Here is a 24,807-nt window from a genome sequence, read left to right as displayed (position 1 = left end):
TGCGTATATGCGAAGGTACTAATATGGAAGGTGGCAGTTCAGGCAAGCCCACGATAAAGATCCATCAGCATCGGCTGCTCAAAAACATAATCGCCTTCAGGCGTGCGGCCAGTCTCGAACAAGGCTCGCACTTCATCTGTCTCGACCTGATCGCGGGTGGTGGCGTTGAAAGTCAGTCCCGTCACGCGGGCGACCATCGCCTCGAAGGAGGCATAGCGCGGATACTGGTCGAAGCAAAAGCCGGTCGCGTCTCGGAACAGGCTTCGAGCAGTGCGGGTGAGCGCGGCTTGCGCTTCGGTTCGTACCCGGGTCTCATCGTTGAAGGGGCGCATGACCGCAAAATGGCTGCCGGCCATGCCGGGCTCGACCACGCAGAGGAATCCATCCGGTTTGAGAATGCGCGCGGCTTCGGCAAGTGCGGTGTCCATGGCATCGATGGGTACATGATGGAGCGAGCGGAAAAACAGCACGCCATCGACCGAGGCACTTTCCACGGGCAGGCTTTCTGCCCGAGCTTCGATCAGTGTCAGGCCGGTCACCGGATTGGCCGCCCGGTTCTTGCCGGCCTGCACCGGATCGGGCTCGACGCCGAGCACGGTGGCACCGCGAGCGACCAGTTCGCGCGACGCGATGGCCGGTCCGCAACCGACATCCACCAGGCTTAGTCCTGCGACGTCCACCATTCGGCATACCGCAGCAAAATCGGGCAGCTCGCCCAGGCTTTTCCGCTCCAATGCCAAACCTGCTTCTCCCTTCACGGATATCATTGTTCGGGCCTTTCTCATGAATGGCGGAATGCAAAAGCGTCCGAGACGCAATGGCCGATATTTTGCGCTGTGTCAGCGTGTGCCGGGAGGCAGGCAGCTTAAATATTTTTTACTATGGTCGCAGGTGGCGTCTGGCATGGATGACTGAGGTACACCCTGTTCTGTCGAGCTGCGACGCAGGGACATGGCATGGCAGGCACAGCAATTGGAATATTCAATGCATACTGCTGACCCGAAGGGCTTGGGAATCGCGGGACTGACCGCAACCGAAGCGCGCCGGAGGCTGGCGCAGTTTGGCCCCAATACTATCCCTGAACCCGGTGAGCATGCGGTTTTCCAGCTTTTGCGCAAGGTTTGGGGGCCGATACCATGGATGCTGGAAGCGACGATTGCCCTGCAATTGGCGCTGGGCAAGCATCTGGAAGCGGGCGTGATTGCCGGCCTGTTGGTGGTCAACGCCGGGATTTCCTTCATCGAGGAGGGGCGGGCCAGCCGCGCGCTGGATCTCTTGCGCCAGCGTCTTTCGGCCAGGGCGCGCGTGCTGCGCGATGGTGCATGGCGGGTCATCGATGCCGATCAACTGGTGCCGGGCGATGTGGTGCATCTGCGTATGGGCGATCTGGCGCCGGCGGATATCCGAATTGCCGAGGGCTCTGTGCTGCTCGATCAGTCGGCGCTTACAGGTGAAGCTGCCGGCATTGAGGTTGGGCCGGGCGCCAACGCCTATGCCGCAGCGATCGTGCGCCGGGGCGAAGCCACCGGCGAAGTCACGGCCACCGGCGCGCGATCCTATTTTGGCAAGACCGCAGAACTGGTCCGCGATGCGCATCCAACCAGCCACCTCCAGACAACGGTCCTGCGGATTGTGCGGGTGCTGATGGCGATCGACGCGGCGCTGATCGCAGTGCTGCTCGGTTGGTCGCTCTGGACCCACCTGCCATTGACCGAAGTGTTGCCCTTTGCGCTGATTCTGCTGGTGGCCTCGGTGCCGGTCGCCTTGCCGGCGACGTTTACGCTGGCCACTGCACTTGGCGCGGCAGAACTGGCGCGATCTGGCGTTTTGCTTTCGCGGCTGACTGCGATTGAAGAGGCGGCCGGCATGGACGTGCTGTGCACCGACAAGACCGGTACGTTGACGCAGAATCGGCTGACTCTGGCCAAAGCTCGCCCAATCGCGGCGATCACCGGCAGCGAATTGCTGTGGCTGGCGGCGCTGGCCAGCGATCCTGCCACGCAAGATCCCATTGACATCGCCATTCTGGATGGCACGCGTGCCGAAATGGCTACGCACAAGGTCATCGATAAGCTTGGTTTTGAACCGTTTGACCCAGCCACACGCTATTCCATGGGGCATTACCGAGCCGGGGCGAACGAACTGTGGGTGGCCAAGGGTGCGCCAACCGCCATTTGCGGCCTGATTGCACAGGCTCCTGACATCTCGGCGCTGAGCGAGGAAATGGCCGCTGGCGGCAACCGGGTGCTGGCCGTGGCCTCGGGGCCCGATCGCGGCAGCCTTACCCTAGCAGGGCTGATTGCGCTGGAAGATCCACCGCGCAGTGATTCCGCGCAGCTTGTCGCCGGGCTTCAGGCGCTGGGCGTGCGGGTCATCATGGTCACTGGTGACAATGCCGCCACCGCGCGCTCGGTCGCCGCGCGTGTGGGCATAGCCGGGCCGGATGCTGGCGCGGCCATGCTGGAGCAGATGGACGGCGCGCAGGCGCTCGATTTCGGTGTCTATGCGCGTGTCTTTCCCGAACACAAGATCCGCCTGGTTCGGCTGCTGCAACAGGCCGGCCATGTGGTGGGCATGACTGGCGATGGCGTGAACGATGCGCCGGCCTTGCGTCAGGCAGATGTTGGTATTGCAGTGGCCAGCGCGACCGACGTCGCCCGCGCGGCGGCCGGCGTTGTACTGACCCAGCCGGGCCTGGTCGATGCGCTGACCGCAGTGCGCACCAGTCGGCAGATCTATCAACGGATGCTGACATACACGATCAACAAGATCATGAAGACGCTGGAGATCGCGGTTTTTCTGTCCTTGGGGGTGATCCTTACGCACCAGTTCGTCATCACGCCGCTGTTGATCGTGCTGCTGCTGTTCACCAACGATTTTGCCACGATGGCGATCGCCACCGACAATGTCGGCTATTCGGCCCGGCCTGATCGTTGGGATGTGCGGATGCTGATGCTGACGGGGGGCATGCTCGCGGGGCTGGTGTTGATACTGTCGTTCGCGGTATTCTTTTATGGCCGCACCATTCTTGGTCTGCCGCTTCCCCAGTTGCAGACGCTGGTGTTCGTGATGCTCGTCGCCACGGGGCAGGGTAATGTCTATCTGGTGCGCGAACGCGGGCATTTCTGGCGCTCGCGACCCAGCCGTTGGTTGATCGCCGCCTCGGTGCTGGATCTGTTGCTGGTGGCATTCATGGCCACGCAGGGCATGTTTATGGCGGCCATCACGCCGGTACTGCTGATCGCGCTGCTTGCTCTGGTCGGGGTCTGGCTATTCCTGCTGGACCAGATCAAGGTTCTCATCTTTCGCGGCATGGATCTGGTCGCCTGAGCGCGGCGCGATCGGCCGCCGGCGCGGAATTTCGGGCAAGGGAGTTGTGCGATGGGTAAACGGGAAGTCACGGTTGTCGAAAGCGGTGCGGGGCGGTTTGGCCAGTTCATAACCGCCGGCCATCATGTTTTGGGCGCGGACGAGCCGGAGCCATTGGGCGGGTGCGATACTGGCCCTGATCCTTATGAACTGCTGCTGTCGGGTCTTGGCGCCTGCACGGCGATGACTTTGCGCATGTATGCCGAGCGCAAGCACATGGCCCTCACCAAAGTCAGCGTTCATTTGCGTCATGTCGCCCGTGCTGCCGAGGGCAATGCATCCAATGATGCGTTCGAACGGATTATCACTCTTGAGGGCGATCTGAGCGATGCGGATCGCCAGCGGCTTTTGGACGTCGCGGATCGTTGCCCGGTGAGCCAGACGCTGCAACGCGGATCGCGCATTGCCTCGTCCTTGGCGCCGTTGTCTGCCGGCGCGGCGACGTAGCCGCTGGGGGTGATTTTATGGACGATCTTGCCACCGATGCGCACAATCGATCTGATGTTGCGATAAATATGATATGAATAATCCGTTGGAATGATGATCTTGGGTGCCTTAGTCGCTGTGCCATCGATCCGGGCCATCCAAAGGGGGATGGCCTCGCTGACAGGACCACGCGGGAGAATGCCGAATGTCCGCCTTGAAGGCTTTTCATCTGGGGCTCGGGCTTGTTGCGCTCGTGGCCGGAGGGGGTGCCATGCACATGGTACAGGACGGCAAGGCCGCCGCCGCGACGCCTTCATCGACAGTGGTCGAACCTGCGCCATGGGCTGTGCCCGATATCGCCAGCCTGCCGGATGATGAATGGGGCCGCACGGTGCGCAAGGGGCAGGATCTTGTCATGAAGACCGCCGCGTTGATTGGCCCGGGCGCGCCCGATCCGGCCCGACGCTACGCCGGCAGCGGGCTTGACTGCCAAAGCTGCCATGTTGACGGGGGAAGGAAGAAATTCGGCTTGCCGCTGGTTGGCGCCTTTGCCGCCTATCCCAGTTACCGGCCCCGTTCGGGCAAAGTGGGCACGATCGAGGAGCGGGTCAACGGCTGCATGACGCGCAGCCTCAACGGCAAGCCTCTGCCCGAAGGTGGCGCGGAAATGACCGCGATCGTCGCCTATCTCAAATTCCTGTCCACAGGACGGCCGGTCGGCGTGATGACCGAAGGACGCGGCCCGGGGCATATGCCCGAACTGGCGCGCGCGGCCGATCCCATACGCGGGCAGCAGGTCTTTGCCGGTCAATGCGCGGCCTGCCATGGCGAACATGGTGAAGGGCAAAGTGCGGGCGCAGGCGAACCGGGCTATGTCATCCCGCCGCTGTGGGGGCCAAACAGCTTCAACGACGGCGCGGGAATGGCGCGCCTGACCAACGCGGCGAATTTCATCCACAACAACATGCCCAACGGCACGACATGGACCGATCCGGCGCTGTCGGTGACCGACGCCTGGGATGTGGCGGCCTATATCGAAGCGCAGCCACGCCCGCACAAGGCCGACCTGGATCGTGATTTCCCCAACCGCCGGGAAAAGCCGGTGGATGCGGCCTATGGTCCTTATGCCGACGGTTTTCCCGCCAGCCAGCACAAATTCGGGCCTTATGCGCCGATACGCGCTGCCATCGATGCGCTGGTCGCCCGACACTAATTCAAGGAGGACGTCATGAGTGCCACTGATCGCAGACGTGTAATCCAGACCATGGCGATGGCCGCCGGGGCATCCGCTGCGGCATTGGGGGCAACCCCGGCCCGCGCAGCCCATCCATCCCCTGCCAAACCGGGGCCGGGGGCCGCCTCGCTCGATGATCTTTCTCGCCGCCTTGCCCATGCGCCCCGTCGCCGCGATTTCAAGACGGTGCCGATGATCCTCGATCATCCCGACCTGTGGGATCACGAAGCGCTGGACGATGTCCTGGCTTATGCCGGCGCGGTCAAACAGGCGTGGGATGTCAGCGATCTGGCCGGGCCATGGCTCAACGCCATGCGCAATGCGCTCAACGCCCAGGTCTATGCCTTTGGTCATCACGATTTTTTGGTGGTTTCCGCGACCCATGGCAGCGCCAATCTGGCACTGCTCGACCAGTCGGTCTGGGACAAATACGCGCTGGCCCAGATCGCGCCCAAGGGATTCGACCGCAACAACCTGATTCTGCCGCGTCTGGCCGCCAGCGCCGATCCACGCGACATCCAGAATCCGCATGGCGTCTACTCGGGCGAGAATACGTCGATCCCGGCACTGCAGCAACGCGGCGCGGTGTTCCTGTCGTGCCACAATTCGCTGTGGGAACTGGCGGCAAAGCTGGCGGCGGCGGGCACTAATCCCGACAAGCTGTCGGTCGATGCGCTGGCGGCGGATCTGACCAATCATCTCGTGCCCGATGTCGTGCTGATGCCCGGTGCGGTCGCCACTCTGCCCGAACTGCAACGCGCGGGGTTCGCTTATGCACGCTAAGATGCTCTCGCTCCTTGGCGCTGCGTGCCTGATGGTGGGCCATGGTCCAGCCATGGCCCAGGCCCAGGGGGACCAGTTTGCCCCGCCGTGGCAGCACGGCACCAACAATGACGCGGTGAACAGAGGAGTCGAATTCACCGTCCCGCAGATCGACGTGCTGGCCGATTTTCACGGGGATCTGACCGATCCCCGGCTCGTGCTCTATGTCGGCGGCAATTACTTCTTTGTGATGGCGCCACTGGTCAAGGCATTCGAAGAGGCCAACCCCGCCTACAAGGGCAGGCTTTATTGGGAAACGATCCCGCCCGGCCTGCTGGTCGAACAGATCAAGGCCGGCGGCCGGATCACCAGCGGCAACATGACCTGGACGGCGCGGGGCGATGTCTATTTTGCCGGGCTCGGCGCGGTGAACCGACTGATCGACGAGCATCTGCTCACCGGCCCCGCGATCCCTTATGTCACCAACACGCTGACCATCATGGTGCGCAAGGGCAATCCCAAGGGCATCGCGTCGCTGGCCGATCTGGCGCGCAGCGATGTGCGGCTCGCCATGCCGAACCCGGCGTTTGAAGGCATTGCCCGCCAGATCCGGGAAGCGCTGGTCAAGGCTGGCGGAGAAGCGCTGGCCAAGACGGTTTATGACGCCAAGGTCGCCGATGGCAGCGCCATGCTGACACACATCCATCACCGGCAGACGCCGCTGTTCCTGATGCAGGGGGTGGCCGATGCCGGGGTCACCTGGCAATCGGAAGCGCTGTTCCAGGAACAGGTCGGCAATCCGATCGCCCATGTCGATATCCCCTCGGCCGGAAATGTGACCGAGACTTACGGCGGTGCGATGATTGCCGGGGCGCCGCATCCCGAGGCGGCGCAGGCATGGCTGACCTTCATCCGTTCGCCGCAAGCCATGGCCATTTTCGCGCGCTATGGCTTCAAGCCCGTCGCGGCGGCCATCTCGGCGGCGCCATAGCCGGGGCCATTTGCGACCGTGCTATCCGGATGGCGGGATGCAAATGTCAAAAACAATCCACCTAGCACCACTTTGGCAGATTATTTGATGCGGGCTTGGCGAAGAGTTTATCGCAGTGGGGGCATCGGCGGGGTGGTGGTCGGATGAAGAGGTCGAGAATGGCTTGTCGGAGGGCTGGCATCGTCGGCTGAGGCGGTGGTCCCCCGACTCTTTTTTTCCGTCCCGCTGCTTTGAGGCGGCGGGATTGGAGAAAAGCGAAGGCGATCATCGCCATCAGACAATGTCGGTGCAGTCCGGTCCATGACCTGCCTTCGAAGTGATCAAGCCCAAGCTCTTCCTTGAGTTGCTGATGTGCCTGTTCGCAGATCCACCTTGCCTTGATGGCCGCGGCAAGCATCTTGAGAGTGGCGTCGACGGGCAGGTTTGACAGATAGTATTTCTGTTCCCCGGTTGTTGTAGATCGATACCAGGCGCTGAACTGCTGTTCAGAGCAATTCTGCGGTCGCCAAACCGGAGTCGCGACAGGCCCATTCGGAACGAACCGCACCCTGAAGTGCAGAATGAACTGCGGAACGCTGTGGATAACTATTTTCAAAGGGCATTTTATGCTTTTAAAGCAATTGGCTGGGGCGGCAGGATTCGAACCTGCGGATGCCGGTACCAAAAACAGTTGCGAATTGCGGATGTCTGCGGGTTTCAGTGCGGAATGCGGTGTTTTCCCACAGGCGGATATCAATGGGTTAGAGGAAAACTGCGGAATGCAGTCGGGGCAAGTACGCCCCTTATCTGACCGAAAAATTCGGTGGCCCCAAGCCCAATTTTACTGCGCTGAAACTGGGTTCCACAGTACGAACTCGACCCGTTCGCGCAATGGCCATGGACCTTGCGCCGGAGCAATCTGATGAGCGTCGAAACCATGGGATGGGCCAAGCAGCAAGTCTGCGGTTGCCCCTACGCCAAGGCGGTGCTGATCGAACTCGCCAACTGGGCCCGTGCCGACGGGATCTGCGAATTCCGGCGGGTCACTGACATCGCCCGTGTCGTCGAAATATCGGAGCGCTCCGTGCAGCGCGCGCTGCGACTGCTGGAAGCGCCAAAGGCCGAAGGCGGGCGCGGGCTGATCCGGCGCGTTGCCCGATTGCGGCGTGATGGCGGCCAGCAGGCCAATTGCTTCGAATTGGTCGGCTTCATCTACCCGGGTGACCAACAGTCACCCCCCTCCCGAATTGTCGAGTCAATCGGCGACACACAGTCACCCCCGGGGTGTCCAATGGGCGGGGGCGGGGGTGACCACCCAGTCACCCCTTATAGAGAACTAGAATTAAACCTTATAGATTCCCCCCAAAGCCCCCCGCGGCTTGATGTGCAGCGCAAGCCGATTGCGGAAGACTGGTCAGCGCCCGCCATCGATCAATTACCGTCAACGGCTTGGGAGCTTGCCGAGCAGTGGCCCCATGGCGCCTATGAAGCCGAAGCCGAGGCGTTCCACCAGCATTGGCTGGGCAGGGGGGATCGTCGGGCGAACTGGGATGCGCAGTGGTCAGCGCGCATCCCGTTGCTGCATCCCTCGGTGATGCGCGCAGGGAAGGCCGGCATGCGGTTCTGTGCCAGCCTGCCATCTTCCGGGCAGGGATGCCGCGCCTTGCAGGATCACTCCCCGGTCAAGGCTCTGTCGCTGGAGACGGACCAGTCAGCGCAGCTGCGCAAAGTATTGCGGGCCGCAGTCTCCGATGGGCACTGGACAAACTACCTCTCCCCGGCGGCCTATCAGTTCGACGGGGCGCGGCTGAAGGTGGCCGTTCGTTCGGAATTCATGCGCAACTGGGTCGAAACCAACTTCGGCAAGGTCATCCTGGCTGCTGCACAGCGGCTCGACCCGGCCGTCAGTTGGGTCTGTGTCGAAGCCGAAGCGTCGTGGCCGCAAAAGCGGAATTGTGGTGTCTTGCAGCCGGCACAAACCCGCAGGGTGGCCGTGCCCGCGCATAACGTCAACGCACATATTCCTGCAAGTGCTGATGACCACACACGTGAACATGTGAAGGATTGAACACGCCAACCATCGCGATTGTGAGCCAGAAGGGTAGTTCGCGTAAAACCATGCTCACAGTGAACCTGGCGGCTGCTGACGAGGTGGCGGGCCAGATAGCCGTGATCGTCGATACACCACCGATAGCGACAGCGCTGCGATCCGTGCGGTCGAGATCGCCGACCTGGTCCTGATCCCATGCTGCCCGAGTGCGTTTGACCTTGCGGCAATCCGGACGACCGTCAGCCTGATCCCACTTTCCCGCTCGGATCTGACATTGTGCGGGGCCATAGCGCGCGAGCGAAGCCTGAGGCCCTCGCGCGGGATCGCAAGCATCGCACGTGTGCATCGCATCTTTGGCTTTGGCGAGAACGAGGCACTAACCAATCGCGGCGGTATGGCGCGGCCATGGCCGAAGGGCACGTGGCGCCCCGATGGCGTGACGATCCAGGCGCTGCCGGCATCGTGCGGCAGCGAAGTTGTGGGCTTGCGCGATACTCCGCCACCAGCCTGTTTCAGCCAGCGAATGGCAGATCGCCGGTCTTTGCCGGTTTCAGCCCCACACTACGTGCAGCGCATCGGGGCCGCGCATGTTCAGCCCGCGAATTTCAGGGTGCGGGTAGGCGGGGTCAAAGCGCAAGTTCGGCAGGTCGAGCACCGCATCAAGCGCGACTTCCATTTCGGCCAGCGCCATGTGCATGCCCATGCACATGTGCGGCCCAAAGCCAAAGCTGAGCAGGGGGCGCATCGGGCGTTTCAGCCACAGGCGATCAGGGTCTTCATAAGCTGCAGGGTCGCGGTTGGCGGAGGCGATCGACAGCAGCACGGCTGTTCCTTTGGGTACTGCCACGCCGCCGATTTCGAGGTCGCGCGCCGCTACGCGCGCGACTGCGCCAGCGGTGGGATCGCGGCGCATGGTTTCGGTGACGGCCTTGGGGATCAAGCTGCGGTCGGCGCGAACTTCGTCGAGAACATCGGGATTTTCAAGCAATTGCACCATCATGTTGGCAAAACTGCGGGTGGTGGTTTCGCCCGCTGCCAGCAGCAGCATGCGCAGGAACAGCGTGATTTCCTCGTCGGTAAAGCGCTGGCCGTCGTGTTCCACTTGCATCATGTGGCCCAGAATATCCGCGCGAAATTCGCCGCGCCGGCGATAGGCCTGCACAATCGGCAATACGGTGTCGTACATCGACTGTCCGGCAACCATCGACTGCGGCACGGTGATCGCGGCCAGCGCCGGATCGCTTTGCGGCGCGGCGACGACCTGGATCGCCCAACTGGCCAGATTGGATAGCAGGTCCTTGTCATGCGGAAAGCCGAAATAGGCATAGATCGCGCGGATAGGGAAAGGCAGCGCCAGTTCGCGCACCAGGTCGGCCTTGCCGTTGGGGCGCAATTTCTCGACGAATTCCTTGACCACCACCGGGCGGATCAGCGTGTCGACCAGTTTGCGCACTTCGCTGCGCATGAACGGCTTTTGCAGCGTCTTGCGGAACTTGTCGTGCGCTTCCCCGTCCATCGCGGTCAGCAGCATGTTGTCCACTGCCGCGCCAAACCCGTCGCCGACGATATAGCTGAGCCAGTCCTTCGGGTTCATCAGAACCGCATGGATATCGTCATAGCGGTACAAGGTGAGCGTCGGACGCCCGGTCATCATGTAGTCGGCCATGCTGGGGATCTGATGCTGTTTCAGCAGATCGCCCTGCATCACCGGGCACTTGCTGCGCATTTCGGCCAGCAGCGGATAGGGATTGGCGGGAGCATTGCCCGAATAGCCGTTGGTGACCAGCGAATAGTCGGCAACCATCTGGTCAAGCGGGTCAAGGGTCTTTGTGCTCATGCATCGGCTCCCGGCATGTGGACGTCAATCTTGTTGTTGGTGACAGCCTATGCGACTTGCGCACCTGTCTGAAGGTATGATCGTTTTACGGGCGTAAAGCCGCCCGTTCACCAGACGAGCGGCAATGCCAGCGGCTGGATCATGCCAAGGTGGAATTCCACCTCGGTACCCGGGGCCAGGCGGAACTGCGGGATTTCCCGCAAGAATGCATTGATCGCAAATGTCAGTTCGCGACGCGCCAGATGCAGGCCAAGGCACAAGTGCGGCCCGATGGCAAAGCTGATATGGTGCGGCTTGCGATCGAGGCGGACTTGCGTCGGGTGGTCCCACGCTGCCGGATCGCGCCCGGCCAGAGTGGTGGACATGATCACCTTGTCGCCGGGCATCATCGTTGCGCCCTTGATCTCCACCGGATGGGCCACGGTGCGAAAGGTCGATACCGCAGCATAGGCGCGCAGCATTTCCTCGATTGCATCGGGCACCAGGTCGGGATTGGCGCGCAGCCGGGCCTGATCTTCCGGATGCGTGGCAAGGTGCCAGAATTGCAGGCCGAGATTGGTGGAAACTGTGTCCAGACCGCCGATGAACAAGTTGAAGGCAAAGCCGAGCACTTCGTCATCGCTCATCTTCACGCCATCGACTTCGGCGTTGACGCCGAATGTCAGCAGGTCTTCGCGCGGCGCGCGCTTGCGGTCTTCGATCTCTGCGCGCAAGTAGGCAACCACGCTTTTTGTCGCGGCCGCAATGGTTTCGAGATCGTGGCCGTGAAGCAGGTCGGTTTCCCAAGCCATGAATTGCGCCGTCATGTCCTGCGGCAGGCCGATCAGGTCGAGGATCACCTTGATCGGAAACTCGAACGCGAATTCGCGCATGAACTCGCAATGGCCGCGGTTCCTGAACTGGTTGATGTAGTGATTGGCATAAGCCGCCACTTTGTCTTCGAGCGAGCGCACCGCCTTTGGCGTGAACAGCGGAAAAATCATCGCGCGATAGCGGCCGTGGCTCGGCGGGTCCATTTCCGCCGGCACGAGGTGCCACGTTTCGCCGCTCAGCATGGCAAACGGCGCAAAGCCCATGTTGAGGAAGTTCACGTTGTCCTTGTAGATCGCCGATATGTCGTCGAAACGGCGCACCACCCAGGCCGGCTGTCCGCCCGGATAGGCGTCGCGCGTAAAGAACACATCCGGATAGTCGGCATGCACCGGGTCGACCAGGTCGGTATAGGGATTGCCCTTGTACGTGGTGCCGAACTGGAACGGCCAGTCCCTGATCAGATCCTCGGGAACATGGGCGGGAATTGATCGGTCGATCACGAGTTCCAAAGACATCGGAACATCCTCTCGCAAATTTTTGTTTTCAGAGAAAAATGGCGAAGTTCGGCATGCCGAGCACGACCTGATCGAGCAGGATCGACCGGCGCGCCAGCTTGAAACCGCTCTTGGTCATGCGCAGACGGTCATTCCGCTCTGCGCTCAATTGCTTGTAATTGTCGGCCTCGGCCCGGTTGCGCGTGAGCAGGAGATAGCTTGATACTTCGTATTCGTCGGGCACGTCGGTTTCCCACACCGTCGCGTTGGAAACAAACCGGCGCACCCGGCTGGCGGGGTCTTCGGACCAGGCATTGGTGGTGGTGATCAGCCGGGTGATGCGGACCTGCATCGAGTTGTAGTCGTCGTCGAAATGGCCCATCGTGCCAAATTCCTGATCGAACTGCTGCACGCGGCGGGTGATGCGCACCGGCGCCTTGTATTCCAGGTCTTCGGCCAGCAATTCGCCCCAGGCCTTGATATCGCGGTGATCGAGCAGGCGTGCTTCGTGGATCAGAAAGCCCATGATCGAATTGTAGACCGGCGAGCCATAGGGCACTTGGTCGCGGCGCTGATCTTCACGGGTGTAATTGACGGTGGCGATGGTGACAGACATGTCGCGCCCCTTTCATAGATGCGGTTGAAACCAATCAGGCGTTGGCGGTCATCAGCTTGTGATAGGCCAGCCACCATTCCCACTGGGCATCGTCCTTGCCGAACCCTTCATAGACCTTGGCTTTGTCGGGCCAGTCGGCGGGACGATTCTCGCCCAGGATTGCTTGATATTTCAATGTCTCGGTGCGGCCGATCACGCCCTTGGCGGATTCGGTCATATGCGGCCAGGTGTCGCTGTCATCCTGTTCGATGATGCCCGAAGTGCCGGTGCCGTGGGTAGCGGCTGCGCGCATCATCACCTTGATGTGTTCGGGGGTGCCTTTTTCGGCGAAATAATACGTCGTCCATTCGAAATGGTTCGGCCCCTTGGGCATGATCGAATGGAGCACCAGCGCGGCCCCGAGTGTGCCGTCGCGCAGCGGGCTGTAGATGAACAGGATATTCATGTTGGGGAACATCCCGCCCACCACCGGCGGCGCCTTGGCCAGCACGTGAAGCTGTTCCGCGCTCATGTTGCGGCGCACTTCGGGCAGCAGTTCGGGCGTGATGCCCGGCGGTGGAAACGCCTCCAGCCGCTGGTCGGGGGTCAGATCGCCCTTGCCATGGGCCAGCGCCCAGCTGGTGTCGGCAGCGATGCAGCGCAATGAATGGCCGTTGCCGGACAAGTTGATGCCGTACATCGCCGGGGCGCTTTCGTGCTCGGTGTTGGCTTCGCCGCCCATTGCGCCGATGTCGATCACCGATCCATGCAGCGTCAGCGTGTGAAATCCGTCGCAGGCGGATTGTTCGCCCGCCGTTTTCCAGTTGGCGTCGATTGTCAGCCGCTGCGGCGGGCCGAGCACTTCCAGCCCCTTGTCGGTGCGGCAGAACAGCATGTCGTAATAGAACTTCATGTCGCCGAACCATTCGTCGAGGCTGGGGCCGTCATGGTTCCAGGTGGCGAATACGAGCCCGCCGTAAAGCTGCACGCGGGCCTTTTTCAGCCCCAGCTGTGCCTTGGTCCTGATGTTGCCGTGCATCTGCTCCTTTTCGATCGGCGCGCCGATAAAGCTGCCGTCGGGACGGAACGCCCAGCCGTGATAGATGCATTTGTGCACGCGCGCATTGCCGCTGTCGGCCAGACAGACATGCATCGCGCGGTGTGGGCAGACATTGAGCGAGACATGCACTTGCCCGTCGGCCGCGCGCGCGACGATCACCTGATCCTCGCCCATCAGACGCACGACATAATCGCCGACATCGGGGATTTCGGTCTCGTGGCCGATCATCAGCCAGGCTTTGGCGAAAATCCGCTCCAGCTCCAGCTCATAAAGCTCCTGATCGTGCAGCGCGGCGACCGAAACCTCCCGGTTTTCAAGGTCGATGAACTGCGACATGGCTTCTTTCAGATAGTCCTGGCGTGCTTGCAGACGCATGGTCTTGCTCCTCTCAGCGATGGTTCTGATTGCGGGGATCAGATGAAATCGGGCAGGGCGATGTTGGGCTCGACCCCGAGCAGGGATTTGCCGAGAATTTCGTATCCGACGTATGGCAGGTTCGCGACGTGGCGCATGGCGAACGAGGCATCGCGATAGAACCGCTGGATCGGGTTGGCGTCGGCATAGGCGCTCGATCCGGCCAGAAACATCAGCTGCTCGATCGCTTCGTTGAGCAGTTCCACCGCCAGCGAGCCTTCGCCTTTGCTCAGCGCGCGCTGTTCGGGGGTCAGGCGTTGATGCGCAAGGCCCGCCGCATCGATCAGATCGCAATTCTTGAACGTCAGAGCCTCGGCGGCAGAGATCCGCGCGGCGGCCTTGCCCAGTTCGCCCTGCATCATGACTGCGTCCGCCTGGCGGGTGTACGAGGTGTAGAGGATCGGCCGCTTGTGCGAGGCCTCCATCACGCGTTCCTTGATCGCGGCTGCGGCGCCTGCCACCACGGCATGAGCCGTGGCGCGCAGAAACGGCATGAACGGCCAGAAATCCGAGGGTTCGCCGACATGGCGCTTGCCGGGTTCGTGCCCGCCGATGCCCAGCTTTGCCACATTGTAGAACTGTGCGGCGGGAATGAACGCGTCCTTGACGACAATCGTGTCGGACCCGGTGCCCTTCATCCCCATCATGTGCCAGGTTCTGTCGATGGTATATTGGTCGCGGCGCACATAAGCAAAGCCGCCGCCGTGACTGCCGTCCTTGGCAGTGGTGACCACGCCGAGCTGCGCCCAGCTGGCATGGGCCGAGCCCGAGGCATAAGGCCAGCGGCCATTGAGCACATAGCCGCCATCGACCTCGACCAGCGACCCGGGCGGGTTGGCGATCCCGCAGATCACCGGATGGTCGGCGCCATCGCCAAAGATGGCTTCCTGCAATGCATCGGGGCCGAGGCTGGCAACCCATGTGGTGCCGTGCAGCACGGTATAGACCCAGCCGACCGATGGGTCGGCCTTGGCCAGTTCATAGCCGACCAGCGACATCGCCCGCGCGCTGGTGCCAAGCCCGCCCCAGCGGCGCGGCGCGGCCATTGCCCAGAAACCGGCATCGGTCAGCGCGGCAAACACATCGGGATGGAGCGTGCCATGCTCATCGCCATAGGCGGCATGTTGGCGCAGCAGCGGTTGCAATTCCTGCGCGCGACCGACCATCTGTCGCTCCGCTTCGAGATTGTAACCGGTAAAATCGGTCGTAGCGGCCGATTTGAGCAGCGTAGCCATGATGTGTGATCCTTCCCGGGCAGCGTTTTTCGAATCAACCGTTTATACAAATTATGTCTTATGTGTATAAATAAGCAGATTTTGCGGGCAGGGGATTTGATCCAGATCAAACTCGACAATTTGTCGAATTAAATTGCCCACCCTATCGTTCAGCAGGGTGCGGGCCTTGCGTCCGGTGTTAGCGCCTTGCGCAGAACAACAATCATGTGCGGAGAGTTTCAATGCTGGGCATGCAAGTCACCGAGGCCCCGGCGCACGTTCCCAAGGAACTGGTGCTCGATTATCCGATCAAGATGGGCGGGCTGGTCGATGAAAACCCGTTCGATACGGTGATCCCGCATGTGCACCGGACAATGCCGCCGGTGTTCTATTCGCTCGATGCCTATCCGGGCGGTACGCCGGCCTGGATCGTTCGCCGTGTGGCGGATCTGGAAAAAATCTATTCCGACACCGAGCATTTCTCGAACAAGGATTTTGCGCCGTTTGCGCTGCTGGTGGGGGAAAGCTGGAGTTCGCTTCCGGTCGAAACCGATCCGCCGATGCACGGCCTTTATCGCAAATTCATCAACCCATTGTTTACACCCAAGGAAATCAACAAGCTGGACGGCAAGATCCGCCAGTACGCGCAGGAATATTGTCAGGCGATCCTGGCCAAAGGGTCATGCGAATTCGTCCACGATTTCGCGTTCGAATTCCCGATCAAGGTATTCCTCGAACTGATGGGCCTGCCGCAAGACATGGTCGCACTGTTCCTCGCCTGGGAAATGGACCTGCTCCACACCAACGACCTGCCCACGATTGCGGCGGCCACACGCAATGTAGTGACCTATCTGCGCGAACAGATCGCCGACCGGAAAGCCAATCCGCGCGAGGATCTGATCAGTTATGGCGTGATGGCACAAGTCGATGGCCGCCCGCTGACCGATGACGAACTGGTGGGCTTTACCTTCAACTTGTTCATCGGCGGGATGGACACCGTTTCGACCAACATGGCGTGGCAGTTCCGCCATCTGGCCACGCATCCCCAAGACCAGGCGCAATTGCGCGCACATCCCGAGCAGATTCTTGATGCGATCGAGGAACTGATGCGCGCCTATCCTGCCGTCACCACGTTTCGCACATGTTCAAAGGAAGTGACAATTGCCGGGGTGACGTTCCAGCCGGGCGACAAGGTCGCCATGCCGACCTGCCTCGCCGGGCGCGATCCCGAAGCGTATGACGATCCCGATCACGTCAGGCTGGGGCGCAAATCGCGCTATCTCAGCTTTGGGTTCGGCCCGCATCTGTGCGTCGGCATGCATCTGGCGCGGCGCGAGATGCGCATTGCGCTCGAAGAATTCCTCAAGACCATGCCGCCGTTCCGCATTCAGGATGGCTATGTCGTCAAGACGCATACCGGCGGTATCCTGCAACCTGACAAGCTGCCGCTCGTCTGGTAATCGCTTCGGCCGGTTTCGATCTCAAGGCGCGGATGGAAGCGGAAGACCTGACCGTGCCGGCTTATACCAAGGTGCATTGACCAGAACTTATCAAACCCCTCCCCTGAAGGAGAGGGGGGAAGAGTCGCCATCACCGCACCTTGGTATTAGCACTACTTTGGCAGAAATATAATTTCGGCGGTTAGGAGCGTTGCCCCACAGTGTGGGCAGCAGGCCGGGGGCGGTTGCGACAGGCGGTCAATGATGGCCCGGCGTATCGCCGGAAGGCTGGGTTGAGGTGGTGGTCCTGCGATTCTTTTTTTTCCGCCCCGCTTGAGCGAGGCGGCGAGTTTGCAGGAATGCATAAGCGATCATCGTCATCAGCGCGTGGCGATGAAGGCCTGTCCATGATCGGCCTTCGAAGTGGTCAAGGCCCAGTTCTTCCTTGAGTTGCTGATGGGCCTGCTCGCAGATCCATCGGGCTTTGATGGCGCTTGCCACGTCCTTGATCGATGTTTCGGCGGGTAAATTGGACAGATAGTATTTCCGCTCGCCGTTCGAGCGATGCTCGCCGACCAGCCAGACTTCCTCGCCGGGCATGTGTTGCGCGCCTGCGTTTCCTATGCGTTGGGGCGCGCCATCGGCGATCCGTACGCGCATGACGGCGAAACGCGCAACCAAGCGCCCCTTGGTTCCCCGGCGCCAACTGACCTGACGCCATTTGGCGCTGTCCAGCATGACATGGGCCGCCACCGATTTAACGTCGGGCACATGCCGCAGACGTGGCCGTCCGCGCTCGGCGACAGGAAAGATCAGTTGCACGTCAGACGGATAGACCTTCTGGTGCCTTGGAATGCCGACCGCCCAGGAAAGCCCGCGAGCGCTCAAGGCCTGACGAAACGGGGCCGACAGACCATAGCCCGCATCGGCAAGGACGCAGCCGAAACGGACCCCGGCGGCGGCGATCCGGTCAATCTCCTCGATAGCCAATTCGAGCTTGGTTCTGGCTTGCCGGAACGGCTCAGGTACGCCCGCCTTGATCATGCGGGCTTCGTTGCTCGTCCAGCTTTCCGGCAGAAACAGCCGCAGGCTCAGCATGAGCGGTACTTCGCCCGATGCCAGCGTTACCGATACAAGCGTTTGGCAGTTCGCGTTTTTCCCCAAGGCAGACGCGTATTGAGGGGCAACCCCGACAGACGCGTTGCCCTTCTTCGGCAAAGCCGTGTCGTCGATGATCAGCCATGCCTTCTCCCCGCCCACGAGAGCGTCGGCCTGCTGCCACAACGTCGATTCCAGCGGTGCACTGTCCCACAAGCCCGCGCCTATGAAATGGTGCAATCGGTCGTAGCTGATTGCGTCGACACGCGCCGCCATCGGCTGGATACTCTTGCGATCACCAGGGCCAATCAAACCTGCGATATAGGCAGGGCACATCCGCCGCCGCGTCTTGTTGCCAAGCGCATCAAGGTAGGGAGCAAGCCAGCGCTCCAAATCGCTTTGCCAATCTGCATCCACCGCCAGCCTCCATCAAAGCTGGCTCCCCATGAATCACGCTTTTGGCGTCTAGGGAATCCTAAAAATCAGGCTTCTGCCAAAGTAGTGTTAGGGCGTAAACTCATAAACCACACCATCGGTGTGGTTTATGAGTTTACGCCCTAATCGCTTTGCCACCAATCACGCTGCACGTGATCGATGAGATCGGGCAGCCGACGGTTCAGGCGCGCGACGAAATACCGGCATGATTGCGCGCGCGCCTGATCCCCGATCAATAGGCGCCGGGCGGCGAGATCATGTCGCCACCGGCGATATTGCGGCCATAGATTTCATAGCCGATCGTCGGGATGTTCTGGATGTGGCGCAGCCCCATCGAGACGTCCTTCCAATACCGGCTGATCGGCTTGTCGAGCGAAAAGGCCGACGATCCCGCCAGAAACATCAGCGATTCCGACGCCGAGTGGATCAGCTTGATCATCTGCGCGCATTGTGCGCGATGGCGCGCCTTTTCTTCGAGCGTCAGTGCGCCATCGGTCAGCCCGACGCGGTCAAAATCGCCGACCAGATGGAACAGGATCAGCTTGGCGGTATCGATCGCCGCCGCCGCTTCACCCAGATCGCGCATGTACGCGCCCGATTTGACGCGCGGGCCGATAATGGTGGTCAACACGGGCTTGGTCGCGGCCTCGGCGCGCACGATTTCGAGCATCGCTTCGACCGCGCCGATCAATTGCGCAATGCCCGTGGTGCGCACCACCGGCACCACCGGCAGCACGTCGGACGGCGCGCCGAAATGCCGCTTGGTGCGGTCGATCTGCCCGGCGCGTTCGTCCATCAGCACCATCTGGCCTTCGGGGATGAACACGTCCTTGGCCACGCTGGTGTCGGAACCCGTGCCCTGCATGCCGGTGACGAACCAGCTGTCGGTGATGGTCAGGTCGCTGAACGGAATATAGCACATTGAAATGCCGGGAACGACGGGGCCGTCATAGCCTTCGAGCACGACGCCCTGCTGCGCCCACTTCGACTGACGCGATCCCGAAGTATAGGGCCAGGCGCCGTTGATGATCCAGCCGCCATCGACTTTGCGCGCCTTGCCCGGAGGATTGTAGGCGCCGCACACCGTGGTCGGCCCATCCCCGAACACCGCGTCCTGCACGGAGTCAGGCGCGAGGCTGGTCACCCAGCTGGTGCCGTTGATGATCTGTACCACCCAACTGATCGAGGGATCGCCTTTGGCAATTTCGATCTGCATGCGGCAGAAATCGGTGAACGAGAGGCCGACCCCGCCCAGCCGTTTGGGCAGCATGGCGCAAAGGATGCGGTTTTCGAACAGCGCCTGTTCGACCGCCTTGGTGGGCGAGCGCTGCTTTTCGCCGGCAGCGGCCTCGGCCTGAAGCAGGGGGCGCAATGCGATCGCCTTGGCGACCATCGCGTCGGCTGTTGCCTTGTCGGCGAAAGTTGCGTGGTCGGGGATCTCGACCTGGAGTGCGGTTGCCATCCTGATGTTCCTTTTTGCTGATTCTAATTGCGTGCGGCAGCGATCGTCAGCGCCCATTTGCGGACACGGTCTGCCGAGCCGTTCCACAGCTGTTTCCATTCGTTGTCGGCGGGGATCAGCAGCGTGCTGAGCTGGGTTCGCACCAGCAATTCGGCAAAGGCGTCGCGTTGGAGCGGTTCGCCCAGCAGTCGGTCGAGATAATCGAACGTCGGATCAAGCGCGTCGAGCACAGCCTGTTTGTAGCGGCCAAAGCGGCTGCGGAAAAAGGCGAGATGAAATGCGGGTTCCACTTCGAAAATGCGGCCCGGTGAATTCTCGTCGGTATAGCGGTCATAGAACTGCATCACCGCGCGCAGCCGTTCGATCGGGTCGTCGATACCCTTGCCGGCTTCGCGAATGCCGCTCTCGAACCCGGTGCAGACAAATTCCGCGACTGCGGCCAGAACCTGGTCCTTGTTGGAGAAATACCGGTACAAGGTCCCGCGCGAAACGCCGCTGGCATCGATGATATCGCTCATCGACAGGCGCTTGGTGCCGCGCGCCGCGATTGCATCCAGCGCACCGCTCAGGATGCGGATCACGCTGGGCGAAAGCTCCGCCTCGGGCAGGGCGGCTTCGTCAATCCGGGCGTCGGTCAGCTTCATGCAGAGCCTTCTTCCATCTCTTTGAGATTGTGCGGGATGCTGACGTAGCCGGGCAGATTCTGCCCGCCATCGACATTGATCATCTCGCCAGTGATGAAACGCGACATTTCCGATGCGAGGAACACTACCACCGGGCCGATATCCTTCTCCGGATCGCCCGCGCGCTTGAGCGGATTGGTCGATGTCGCCATGTCGAGAAATCCGGGCACGTCCTTGACCAGTTGGGCAAACACCTGGCCCATGCCGGTGGGCGCAATGGCGTTGACGCGGATGTTGAACCGGCCCCATTCGACCGCCGCGCTGCGCGTCAGGCCCAGAATGCCCATCTTGTTGATATTGTAATCCGAATGGAGCCACGCGCCGGTATCGGCATCGATCGAATAGAAATTGATCACCGTGCCGCCGCCGCGCTTTTGCATATGCGGAAACGCGGCGCGCATCGCCCACCATGTGCCCCAGATGCCCACGGCCAGCGTGTCGGCGAGCATTTCGTCGGTCTTGTGTTCGAGCAGGACATTGGGCGACAGTTGCGAGGCATTGGTGACCAGACTGTCCAGCCCGCCGAATTCCGCAACCGCGCGTTCGACCATCGCCTCCACTTGCGCCTTGTCACGCATGTCGGCGGCGATGCCGACCGCGCCGGTGCCAAATTCGCGGCGGATTTCGGCCGCGACGGCTTCGGTCGCTGCGCCGTCGCGCCCGGTGATCAGCACCGATGCGCCCTCTTTGGCCATCGCGCGTGAAATCCCGTGGCCGAGCCCTTTGGCCCCGCCGGTGACAATGGCAACTTTTCCGTCGAGCAGTCGGCTCACACAGTCTCTCCCGATTTTGCGCCCATTTGGGCGTCCATAGTCGTGCGTTGTTCGCACTTGTCGTGGGTCAGCACATAGCCGCGCAACCGGCCCTCGGCGTCGGTGAAAACGTGCTTCGAGCCTTGCGCATCGTCTTCGATGCAGCGCCATTCGCCCACCGCATCGCGCGGCGGCGGCAGCAGGTTGATCGGCAACAGCGTGGTCTTGACCTGCACCGACAGCGGCGGAAAGCGGATTTCGGTCGGGGTGCCGAGCGCCGACGGGGCAATCGCGCGCGCGGCCGCCATGATCGGGGTCACATAGGCCGACAGCCCGTGCGGATATTCGGCGCAATCGCCGATGGCATAGATATGCGGATCGCTGGTTCGGCCATGGGCATCGACCTTGATCCCGAGCCCGACATCGAGCCCGGCCTCTGCGGCGAGCGCGACATTGGGGCGCAAGCCCACCGCCGACAGCACCAGATCGGCCTCCACAATGGTGCCGTTGTCGAGCGTGGCGACATAGCCGGGGGCAGGGGCCTTGTAATCGATCGCCACGACCTTGCGGCCAAGGTGCCATTCGACCCCTTCGGCGGCCAGCGCATCGCGGACTTTTTCGCCCACTGCGGGCGGCACCAGTTGGGCCAGCGGCAGCGGCAGCATGTCGACCACCACCGGGCGATAGCCGGTCTGGATCAGGTCGTTGGCAAATTCGGTGCCGACCAGCCCCGATCCCATGATCAGCACGCGCGCGCCCACCGGCAACTCGTCGCGAAAGCGTGCATAATGATCGAGCTGGTTGACCGCGATCGCACGATGCGCCGCATCGCCTTCGATCTGCGGCCGCACCGGCATGGCGCCGGTTGCCAGCACCAGCGCATCATAGGCCACGGGCCCCCCGGTAGTCAGCAAGGCCTTGCCTGCGCGGTCGATCGCCTCTGCCGCGCGGCCGATGCGCGCGTCGAGCCGAAGCTGGCTGGCCATTTTTTCCGCCGTCGAAGTGATCAGCGTTTGCGCGGTCTTGCCTTTGGCAAGCGCAGTCGACAGCGCGGGCTTTGAGTAAAAATGCCCGTCTTCGAGCGTGACGAGCGTCAGCCGGGCTTCTGGCGATACCTTGCGCAATTCGCGCAGCACGCCGAACCCGGCCAGCCCGCTGCCGACCACGACAATCGAGGGGGGAGCCGAAGTGCCCATCGCGGTCAGAGGAAAACCGCGAGGTTGGACATGCCGAGCACCGATTGATCGACAATGATCTCGCGCCGGGCGAGGGTAAAGCCGCCTTCGCCTTCGCGCCACACGTCGCGGCGTTCGGCGGTCAGCGTTTCATTGTGCGGGTTGTCGCCACGGCTGCGTTCGAGGAACAGATAGCTGACCGCTTCGTATTCGTTGGCGATCTCGCTTGCCGCGACGCGCACATTGGTGACAAACCGGCGGCAACGCGACGGCGGATCTTCGGCCCAGGCGCTCTTTTGCAGGCGACCGGTGCGCATCAGGATCGAATTGTAGTCTTCGTCGAAATGGAACATCGTGCGCATCACGTCGCGATCACGGTTCGGGCCGGTGCGCGTGATGCGGATCGGCGCCTGATAGATCAGGTCTTTGGCCAGCAGCGCAACCCAATCGTCAAATCGCCGTTCATCGAGCGCGGCGGCTTCGTCGTACAAGGTTTCGAGCAGGCGGTTGTAAAGCTCCGAGCCCAGCGGCACGCGATTGCGCGAGGTCAGCCCGCGCAGGATCGTGGTGGAATCGGGCGCGGCGGTCGATTTGGTCACCCAGGTCATGTCGTTATCCTCAAAGGCTTTGTGGTCGCATCGTTTTTGCAAAAAGCCGGTTCCCGCATTTTCGCACGATGCTCAGGCTGCGCTCATCAGGTCATAATAGGCGAGCCACCAGTTCCACTGGGTGTCATCCTTGGTAAAGCCGGGGTAGAGCAACCCGCCGCCCTTCCACCCTTCGGGGCGTTCGTGGCCGTGCAGCGCCTGGTATTTCAGCGTGATGTGCTTGGATACCGCGCCGCGCGCGTTGCGCATGATCACCGGCCAGACATCGGCGTCATCCTGTTCGATCGTGCCCGAGGTGCCGGTCGCCTGGATCGAGTTTTGCAGCATGTCGCGCTTCATCTGTTCGGGCGCGTCTTTTTCGGCAAAGATGAAATTGACGAATTCGACGTGATCGGGTCCCTTGGGCACATAAGTGTGCAGCGCCAGCGCGCCCGACGATCCGCCATCGGTGCGCGGGGCAAAGATGAACGCGATCAGCACGTTGGGGAACATGCCGCCCACTTGCGGCGGGATCGTCGCCAGCTGTTCGACCTGATCGGCCGACAGGTTGTTGAACAGTTGCGGGATCATCTCCTTGGTGATGCCCGGCGGGGTCAGCAGGTTGAGCCGTTCGACCACCGATTTGCCCTCGAACGGCACGTCGGCAAACATCTTGAAGGTCTTTTCGGCCTCCAGACAGCGCAGCGAATGGCCCTGTGCGCACGACACATCGACGCCATACATCCCCGGCGCCTGATCATAGATCGTCTCGGCAGTGCCGCCCATCACGCCGCCTTCCATCAGTGACCGGTGCAGCGTCAGCGTGTGAAAGCCGTCGGAGCCCGATTGCTCGCCCGCCACTTTCCAGTTGCACGGCACGATGAAGCGCTGTGGCGGGCCGAGCAGTTCCAGCCCGTTGTCGGTGCGGCAGAACAGCTGATCCATGTAATATTTGATGTCGCCGAGATATTCGTCGAACGACGGGCCATCGACATTCCAGGTGGCGAAAATCAGCCCGCCATAGAGATGTGTGCGCGCCTTTTTCAGGCCGAGCGTGGCCTTGTCGATATCGTTGCCGTGCATCTTTTCCTTTTCGATCGGCGCGCCGATGAAGTCGCCGTTCGGGCGGAATGCCCAGCCGTGATAGATGCACTGGTGGATGGTCTTGTTGCCCGCTTCACCCAGGCACACGCGCATGCCGCGATGCGGGCAGACATTGAGCGAGACATGCACGTCGCCGTCGCGACCGCGCGCAACGATGACATTGTCTTCGGCCATGTCGCGAACGATGAAATCGCCCGCCTTGGGGATTTCGCTCTCGTGCCCCAGCAAGAGCCAGGTCTTGGCGAAAATCCGCTCCATTTCATGGGAATACAGCTCTTTATCGGTCATTACGCGCAACGACACTTCGTTGCTGTTGCGCATGACCAAATCGTCGAGCGTGGTGCCGTCGTTCAGGACCAGGCCTGCATGTTGCAGCATGGCACATTTCTCCTCGGGGTTTTTATCGTTGATTCGCATCATACATATTGAATGAAATGTGTTCAACATGTAAGTTCGCGTCAGGAAGAGGATGACAGGAGTTTTTCGATGTCCGAACAGGGCAAACCGGTACAGGGCAAACTGAAAGTGGTGATCAACAAGCCGGCATGCTGCGGCTATGGCGTCTGCGCCGAAATCTGCCCCGAAGTGTACAAGCTGGACGGAAACGGCATCGTCTATGTCGATGATGAACTGGTGCCCGAAGGTCTGGAAGATCTGGCGCGCGAAGGTGCCGATGCCTGCCCGCAGGCGGCGCTCAAGCTGGTCCCGGCCTGACGCCCTGCCGCCCAGACACCCTGCCGCCCAGACACCCTGCCGGCCAGACACCCTGCCGCGCGACAGGTGGTATCCCCCGCTGATGCGAGGAAATCCTGCGCGGTAACGGTGCGAGGATAT

At 61.6% G+C, this 24,807-nt stretch carries 21 protein-coding genes and 2 pseudogenes; 9 read left to right on the top strand and 14 right to left on the bottom strand.

Going from position 1 to position 24,807, the window contains the following annotated elements; translation table 11 throughout:
• Positions 1-38: 38 nt before the first annotated feature.
• Positions 39-740, bottom strand: a complete 702-nt coding sequence (locus tag AQZ50_RS12725) for a class I SAM-dependent methyltransferase (protein WP_197412477.1) — start codon at positions 738-740, stop codon at positions 39-41.
• A gap of 244 nt (positions 741-984) precedes the next feature.
• On the opposite strand from AQZ50_RS12725, the gene AQZ50_RS12720 reads away from it, so the two are divergent.
• The 5 genes from AQZ50_RS12720 (at position 985) to AQZ50_RS12700 (ending at position 6,782) form a co-directional block, all read left to right on the top strand.
• A complete protein-coding gene (locus AQZ50_RS12720; protein WP_067746839.1) occupies positions 985-3,330 on the top strand; it encodes a plasma-membrane proton-efflux P-type ATPase in 2,346 nt (781 codons plus the stop codon).
• 51 nt (positions 3,331-3,381) lie between these two features.
• Positions 3,382-3,816, top strand: a complete 435-nt coding sequence (locus tag AQZ50_RS12715; RefSeq protein WP_067746838.1) for an OsmC family protein — start codon at positions 3,382-3,384, stop codon at positions 3,814-3,816.
• A gap of 184 nt (positions 3,817-4,000) precedes the next feature.
• The gene (locus AQZ50_RS12710; protein ID WP_067746837.1) at positions 4,001-5,008 is read left to right on the top strand and encodes a c-type cytochrome; all 1,008 of its coding nucleotides are present in this window, start codon (positions 4,001-4,003) and stop codon (positions 5,006-5,008) included.
• A gap of 15 nt (positions 5,009-5,023) precedes the next feature.
• Positions 5,024-5,812, top strand: a complete 789-nt coding sequence (locus AQZ50_RS12705) for a thiosulfate dehydrogenase (RefSeq protein ID WP_067746836.1) — start codon at positions 5,024-5,026, stop codon at positions 5,810-5,812.
• Between the two features lie 52 nt (positions 5,813-5,864).
• Positions 5,865-6,782: a molybdate ABC transporter substrate-binding protein gene (locus tag AQZ50_RS12700; protein ID WP_197412476.1), complete on the top strand. Its 918-nt coding sequence runs from the start codon at positions 5,865-5,867 to the stop codon at positions 6,780-6,782.
• Between the two features lie 107 nt (positions 6,783-6,889).
• Here the strand turns inward: AQZ50_RS12700 and AQZ50_RS20105 are convergent.
• Positions 6,890-7,236: pseudogene (locus AQZ50_RS20105) on the bottom strand (IS701 family transposase); the annotation flags it as partial.
• A 447-nt stretch (positions 7,237-7,683) separates the two neighbouring features.
• Here AQZ50_RS20105 and AQZ50_RS12695 point away from each other — a divergent pair.
• Positions 7,684-8,829, top strand: a complete 1,146-nt coding sequence (locus AQZ50_RS12695; RefSeq protein WP_067746834.1) for a DnaA N-terminal domain-containing protein — start codon at positions 7,684-7,686, stop codon at positions 8,827-8,829.
• Positions 8,830-8,879: 50 nt separating this feature from the next.
• Positions 8,880-9,067, top strand: a pseudogene (locus tag AQZ50_RS20975) (ParA family protein); the annotation flags it as partial.
• A 294-nt stretch (positions 9,068-9,361) separates the two neighbouring features.
• Here the strand turns inward: AQZ50_RS20975 and AQZ50_RS12690 are convergent.
• The 5 genes from AQZ50_RS12690 to AQZ50_RS12670 all read right to left on the bottom strand — a co-directional run bounded on the left by AQZ50_RS12690 (position 9,362) and on the right by AQZ50_RS12670 (position 15,259).
• Positions 9,362-10,648 (bottom strand): cytochrome P450, encoded by a 1,287-nt coding sequence (locus AQZ50_RS12690; RefSeq protein WP_067746833.1) that lies wholly within the window; start codon positions 10,646-10,648, stop codon positions 9,362-9,364.
• A gap of 107 nt (positions 10,649-10,755) precedes the next feature.
• Complete coding sequence (locus AQZ50_RS12685; RefSeq protein WP_067746832.1) at positions 10,756-11,976, bottom strand: cytochrome P450; 1,221 nt, start codon at positions 11,974-11,976, stop codon at positions 10,756-10,758.
• 28 nt (positions 11,977-12,004) lie between these two features.
• Entirely contained in the window at positions 12,005-12,571 is a 567-nt protein-coding gene (locus tag AQZ50_RS12680) for a 3-phenylpropionate/cinnamic acid dioxygenase subunit beta (protein WP_082703630.1), read from the bottom strand.
• Positions 12,572-12,605: 34 nt separating this feature from the next.
• On the bottom strand, positions 12,606-13,985 hold the full coding sequence (locus AQZ50_RS12675) for a Rieske 2Fe-2S domain-containing protein (protein WP_067746831.1): 1,380 nt from the start codon (positions 13,983-13,985) through the stop codon (positions 12,606-12,608).
• A 38-nt stretch (positions 13,986-14,023) separates the two neighbouring features.
• Positions 14,024-15,259, bottom strand: coding sequence for an acyl-CoA dehydrogenase family protein (locus tag AQZ50_RS12670; protein ID WP_067746830.1), 1,236 nt, complete (start codon positions 15,257-15,259; stop codon positions 14,024-14,026).
• Between the two features lie 221 nt (positions 15,260-15,480).
• Here AQZ50_RS12670 and AQZ50_RS12665 point away from each other — a divergent pair, with 221 nt between their 5' ends.
• Positions 15,481-16,698: a cytochrome P450 gene (locus AQZ50_RS12665; RefSeq protein ID WP_231730271.1), complete on the top strand. Its 1,218-nt coding sequence runs from the start codon at positions 15,481-15,483 to the stop codon at positions 16,696-16,698.
• Between the two features lie 237 nt (positions 16,699-16,935).
• On the opposite strand, the gene AQZ50_RS12660 is transcribed toward AQZ50_RS12665, so the two are convergent.
• The 7 genes from AQZ50_RS12660 to AQZ50_RS12630 all read right to left on the bottom strand — a co-directional run bounded on the left by AQZ50_RS12660 (position 16,936) and on the right by AQZ50_RS12630 (position 24,351).
• Complete coding sequence (locus AQZ50_RS12660) at positions 16,936-18,198, bottom strand: IS701 family transposase (protein ID WP_197412482.1); 1,263 nt, start codon at positions 18,196-18,198, stop codon at positions 16,936-16,938.
• A gap of 244 nt (positions 18,199-18,442) precedes the next feature.
• Complete coding sequence (locus tag AQZ50_RS12655; RefSeq protein WP_082703629.1) at positions 18,443-19,672, bottom strand: acyl-CoA dehydrogenase family protein; 1,230 nt, start codon at positions 19,670-19,672, stop codon at positions 18,443-18,445.
• A gap of 23 nt (positions 19,673-19,695) precedes the next feature.
• On the bottom strand, positions 19,696-20,316 hold the full coding sequence (locus tag AQZ50_RS12650; protein WP_067746827.1) for a TetR/AcrR family transcriptional regulator: 621 nt from the start codon (positions 20,314-20,316) through the stop codon (positions 19,696-19,698).
• Positions 20,313-21,128: an SDR family NAD(P)-dependent oxidoreductase gene (locus AQZ50_RS12645; protein WP_067746826.1), complete on the bottom strand. Its 816-nt coding sequence runs from the start codon at positions 21,126-21,128 to the stop codon at positions 20,313-20,315. Before AQZ50_RS12645 ends, AQZ50_RS12650 begins: the two co-directional genes overlap by 4 nt.
• Entirely contained in the window at positions 21,125-22,303 is a 1,179-nt protein-coding gene (locus AQZ50_RS12640; RefSeq protein WP_067746825.1) for an NAD(P)/FAD-dependent oxidoreductase, read from the bottom strand. Before AQZ50_RS12640 ends, AQZ50_RS12645 begins: the two co-directional genes overlap by 4 nt.
• Before the next feature lie 5 nt (positions 22,304-22,308).
• Complete coding sequence (locus tag AQZ50_RS12635) at positions 22,309-22,890, bottom strand: aromatic-ring-hydroxylating dioxygenase subunit beta (protein WP_067746824.1); 582 nt, start codon at positions 22,888-22,890, stop codon at positions 22,309-22,311.
• 72 nt (positions 22,891-22,962) lie between these two features.
• Positions 22,963-24,351 carry an aromatic ring-hydroxylating dioxygenase subunit alpha gene (locus AQZ50_RS12630; RefSeq protein WP_067746916.1) on the bottom strand — a complete coding sequence of 463 codons (1,389 nt, stop codon included), beginning with the start codon at positions 24,349-24,351 and terminating at the stop codon, positions 22,963-22,965.
• A 108-nt stretch (positions 24,352-24,459) separates the two neighbouring features.
• Here AQZ50_RS12630 and AQZ50_RS12625 point away from each other — a divergent pair, with 108 nt between their 5' ends.
• Entirely contained in the window at positions 24,460-24,687 is a 228-nt protein-coding gene (locus tag AQZ50_RS12625) for a ferredoxin (protein ID WP_067746823.1), read from the top strand.
• Positions 24,688-24,807: the final 120 nt, after the last annotated feature.

The organism is Novosphingobium sp. Fuku2-ISO-50 (assembly GCF_001519055.1).
Lineage (GTDB): Bacteria > Pseudomonadota > Alphaproteobacteria > Sphingomonadales > Sphingomonadaceae > Novosphingobium.
This window is presented reverse-complemented; position numbering and strand designations above follow the sequence as displayed.

Coding starts and splice junctions, on each gene's coding strand:
- AQZ50_RS12670 (WP_067746830.1), bottom strand. CDS start 15,259: ATGGCTACGCTGCTCAAATCGGCCGCTACGACCGATTTTACCGGTTAC.
- AQZ50_RS12690 (WP_067746833.1), bottom strand. CDS start 10,648: ATGAGCACAAAGACCCTTGACCCGCTTGACCAGATGGTTGCCGACTAT.
- AQZ50_RS12710 (WP_067746837.1), top strand. CDS start 4,001: ATGTCCGCCTTGAAGGCTTTTCATCTGGGGCTCGGGCTTGTTGCGCTC.
- AQZ50_RS12625 (WP_067746823.1), top strand. CDS start 24,460: ATGTCCGAACAGGGCAAACCGGTACAGGGCAAACTGAAAGTGGTGATC.
- AQZ50_RS12685 (WP_067746832.1), bottom strand. CDS start 11,976: ATGTCTTTGGAACTCGTGATCGACCGATCAATTCCCGCCCATGTTCCC.
- AQZ50_RS12700 (WP_197412476.1), top strand. CDS start 5,865: ATGGCCCAGGCCCAGGGGGACCAGTTTGCCCCGCCGTGGCAGCACGGC.
- AQZ50_RS12720 (WP_067746839.1), top strand. CDS start 985: ATGCATACTGCTGACCCGAAGGGCTTGGGAATCGCGGGACTGACCGCA.
- AQZ50_RS12640 (WP_067746825.1), bottom strand. CDS start 22,303: ATGGGCACTTCGGCTCCCCCCTCGATTGTCGTGGTCGGCAGCGGGCTG.
- AQZ50_RS12675 (WP_067746831.1), bottom strand. CDS start 13,985: ATGCGTCTGCAAGCACGCCAGGACTATCTGAAAGAAGCCATGTCGCAG.
- AQZ50_RS12635 (WP_067746824.1), bottom strand. CDS start 22,890: ATGACCTGGGTGACCAAATCGACCGCCGCGCCCGATTCCACCACGATC.
- AQZ50_RS12665 (WP_231730271.1), top strand. CDS start 15,481: ATGCTGGGCATGCAAGTCACCGAGGCCCCGGCGCACGTTCCCAAGGAA.
- AQZ50_RS12650 (WP_067746827.1), bottom strand. CDS start 20,316: ATGAAGCTGACCGACGCCCGGATTGACGAAGCCGCCCTGCCCGAGGCG.
- AQZ50_RS12695 (WP_067746834.1), top strand. CDS start 7,684: ATGAGCGTCGAAACCATGGGATGGGCCAAGCAGCAAGTCTGCGGTTGC.
- AQZ50_RS12705 (WP_067746836.1), top strand. CDS start 5,024: ATGAGTGCCACTGATCGCAGACGTGTAATCCAGACCATGGCGATGGCC.
- AQZ50_RS12715 (WP_067746838.1), top strand. CDS start 3,382: ATGGGTAAACGGGAAGTCACGGTTGTCGAAAGCGGTGCGGGGCGGTTT.
- AQZ50_RS12680 (WP_082703630.1), bottom strand. CDS start 12,571: ATGTCTGTCACCATCGCCACCGTCAATTACACCCGTGAAGATCAGCGC.
- AQZ50_RS12655 (WP_082703629.1), bottom strand. CDS start 19,672: ATGGCAACCGCACTCCAGGTCGAGATCCCCGACCACGCAACTTTCGCC.
- AQZ50_RS12630 (WP_067746916.1), bottom strand. CDS start 24,351: ATGCTGCAACATGCAGGCCTGGTCCTGAACGACGGCACCACGCTCGAC.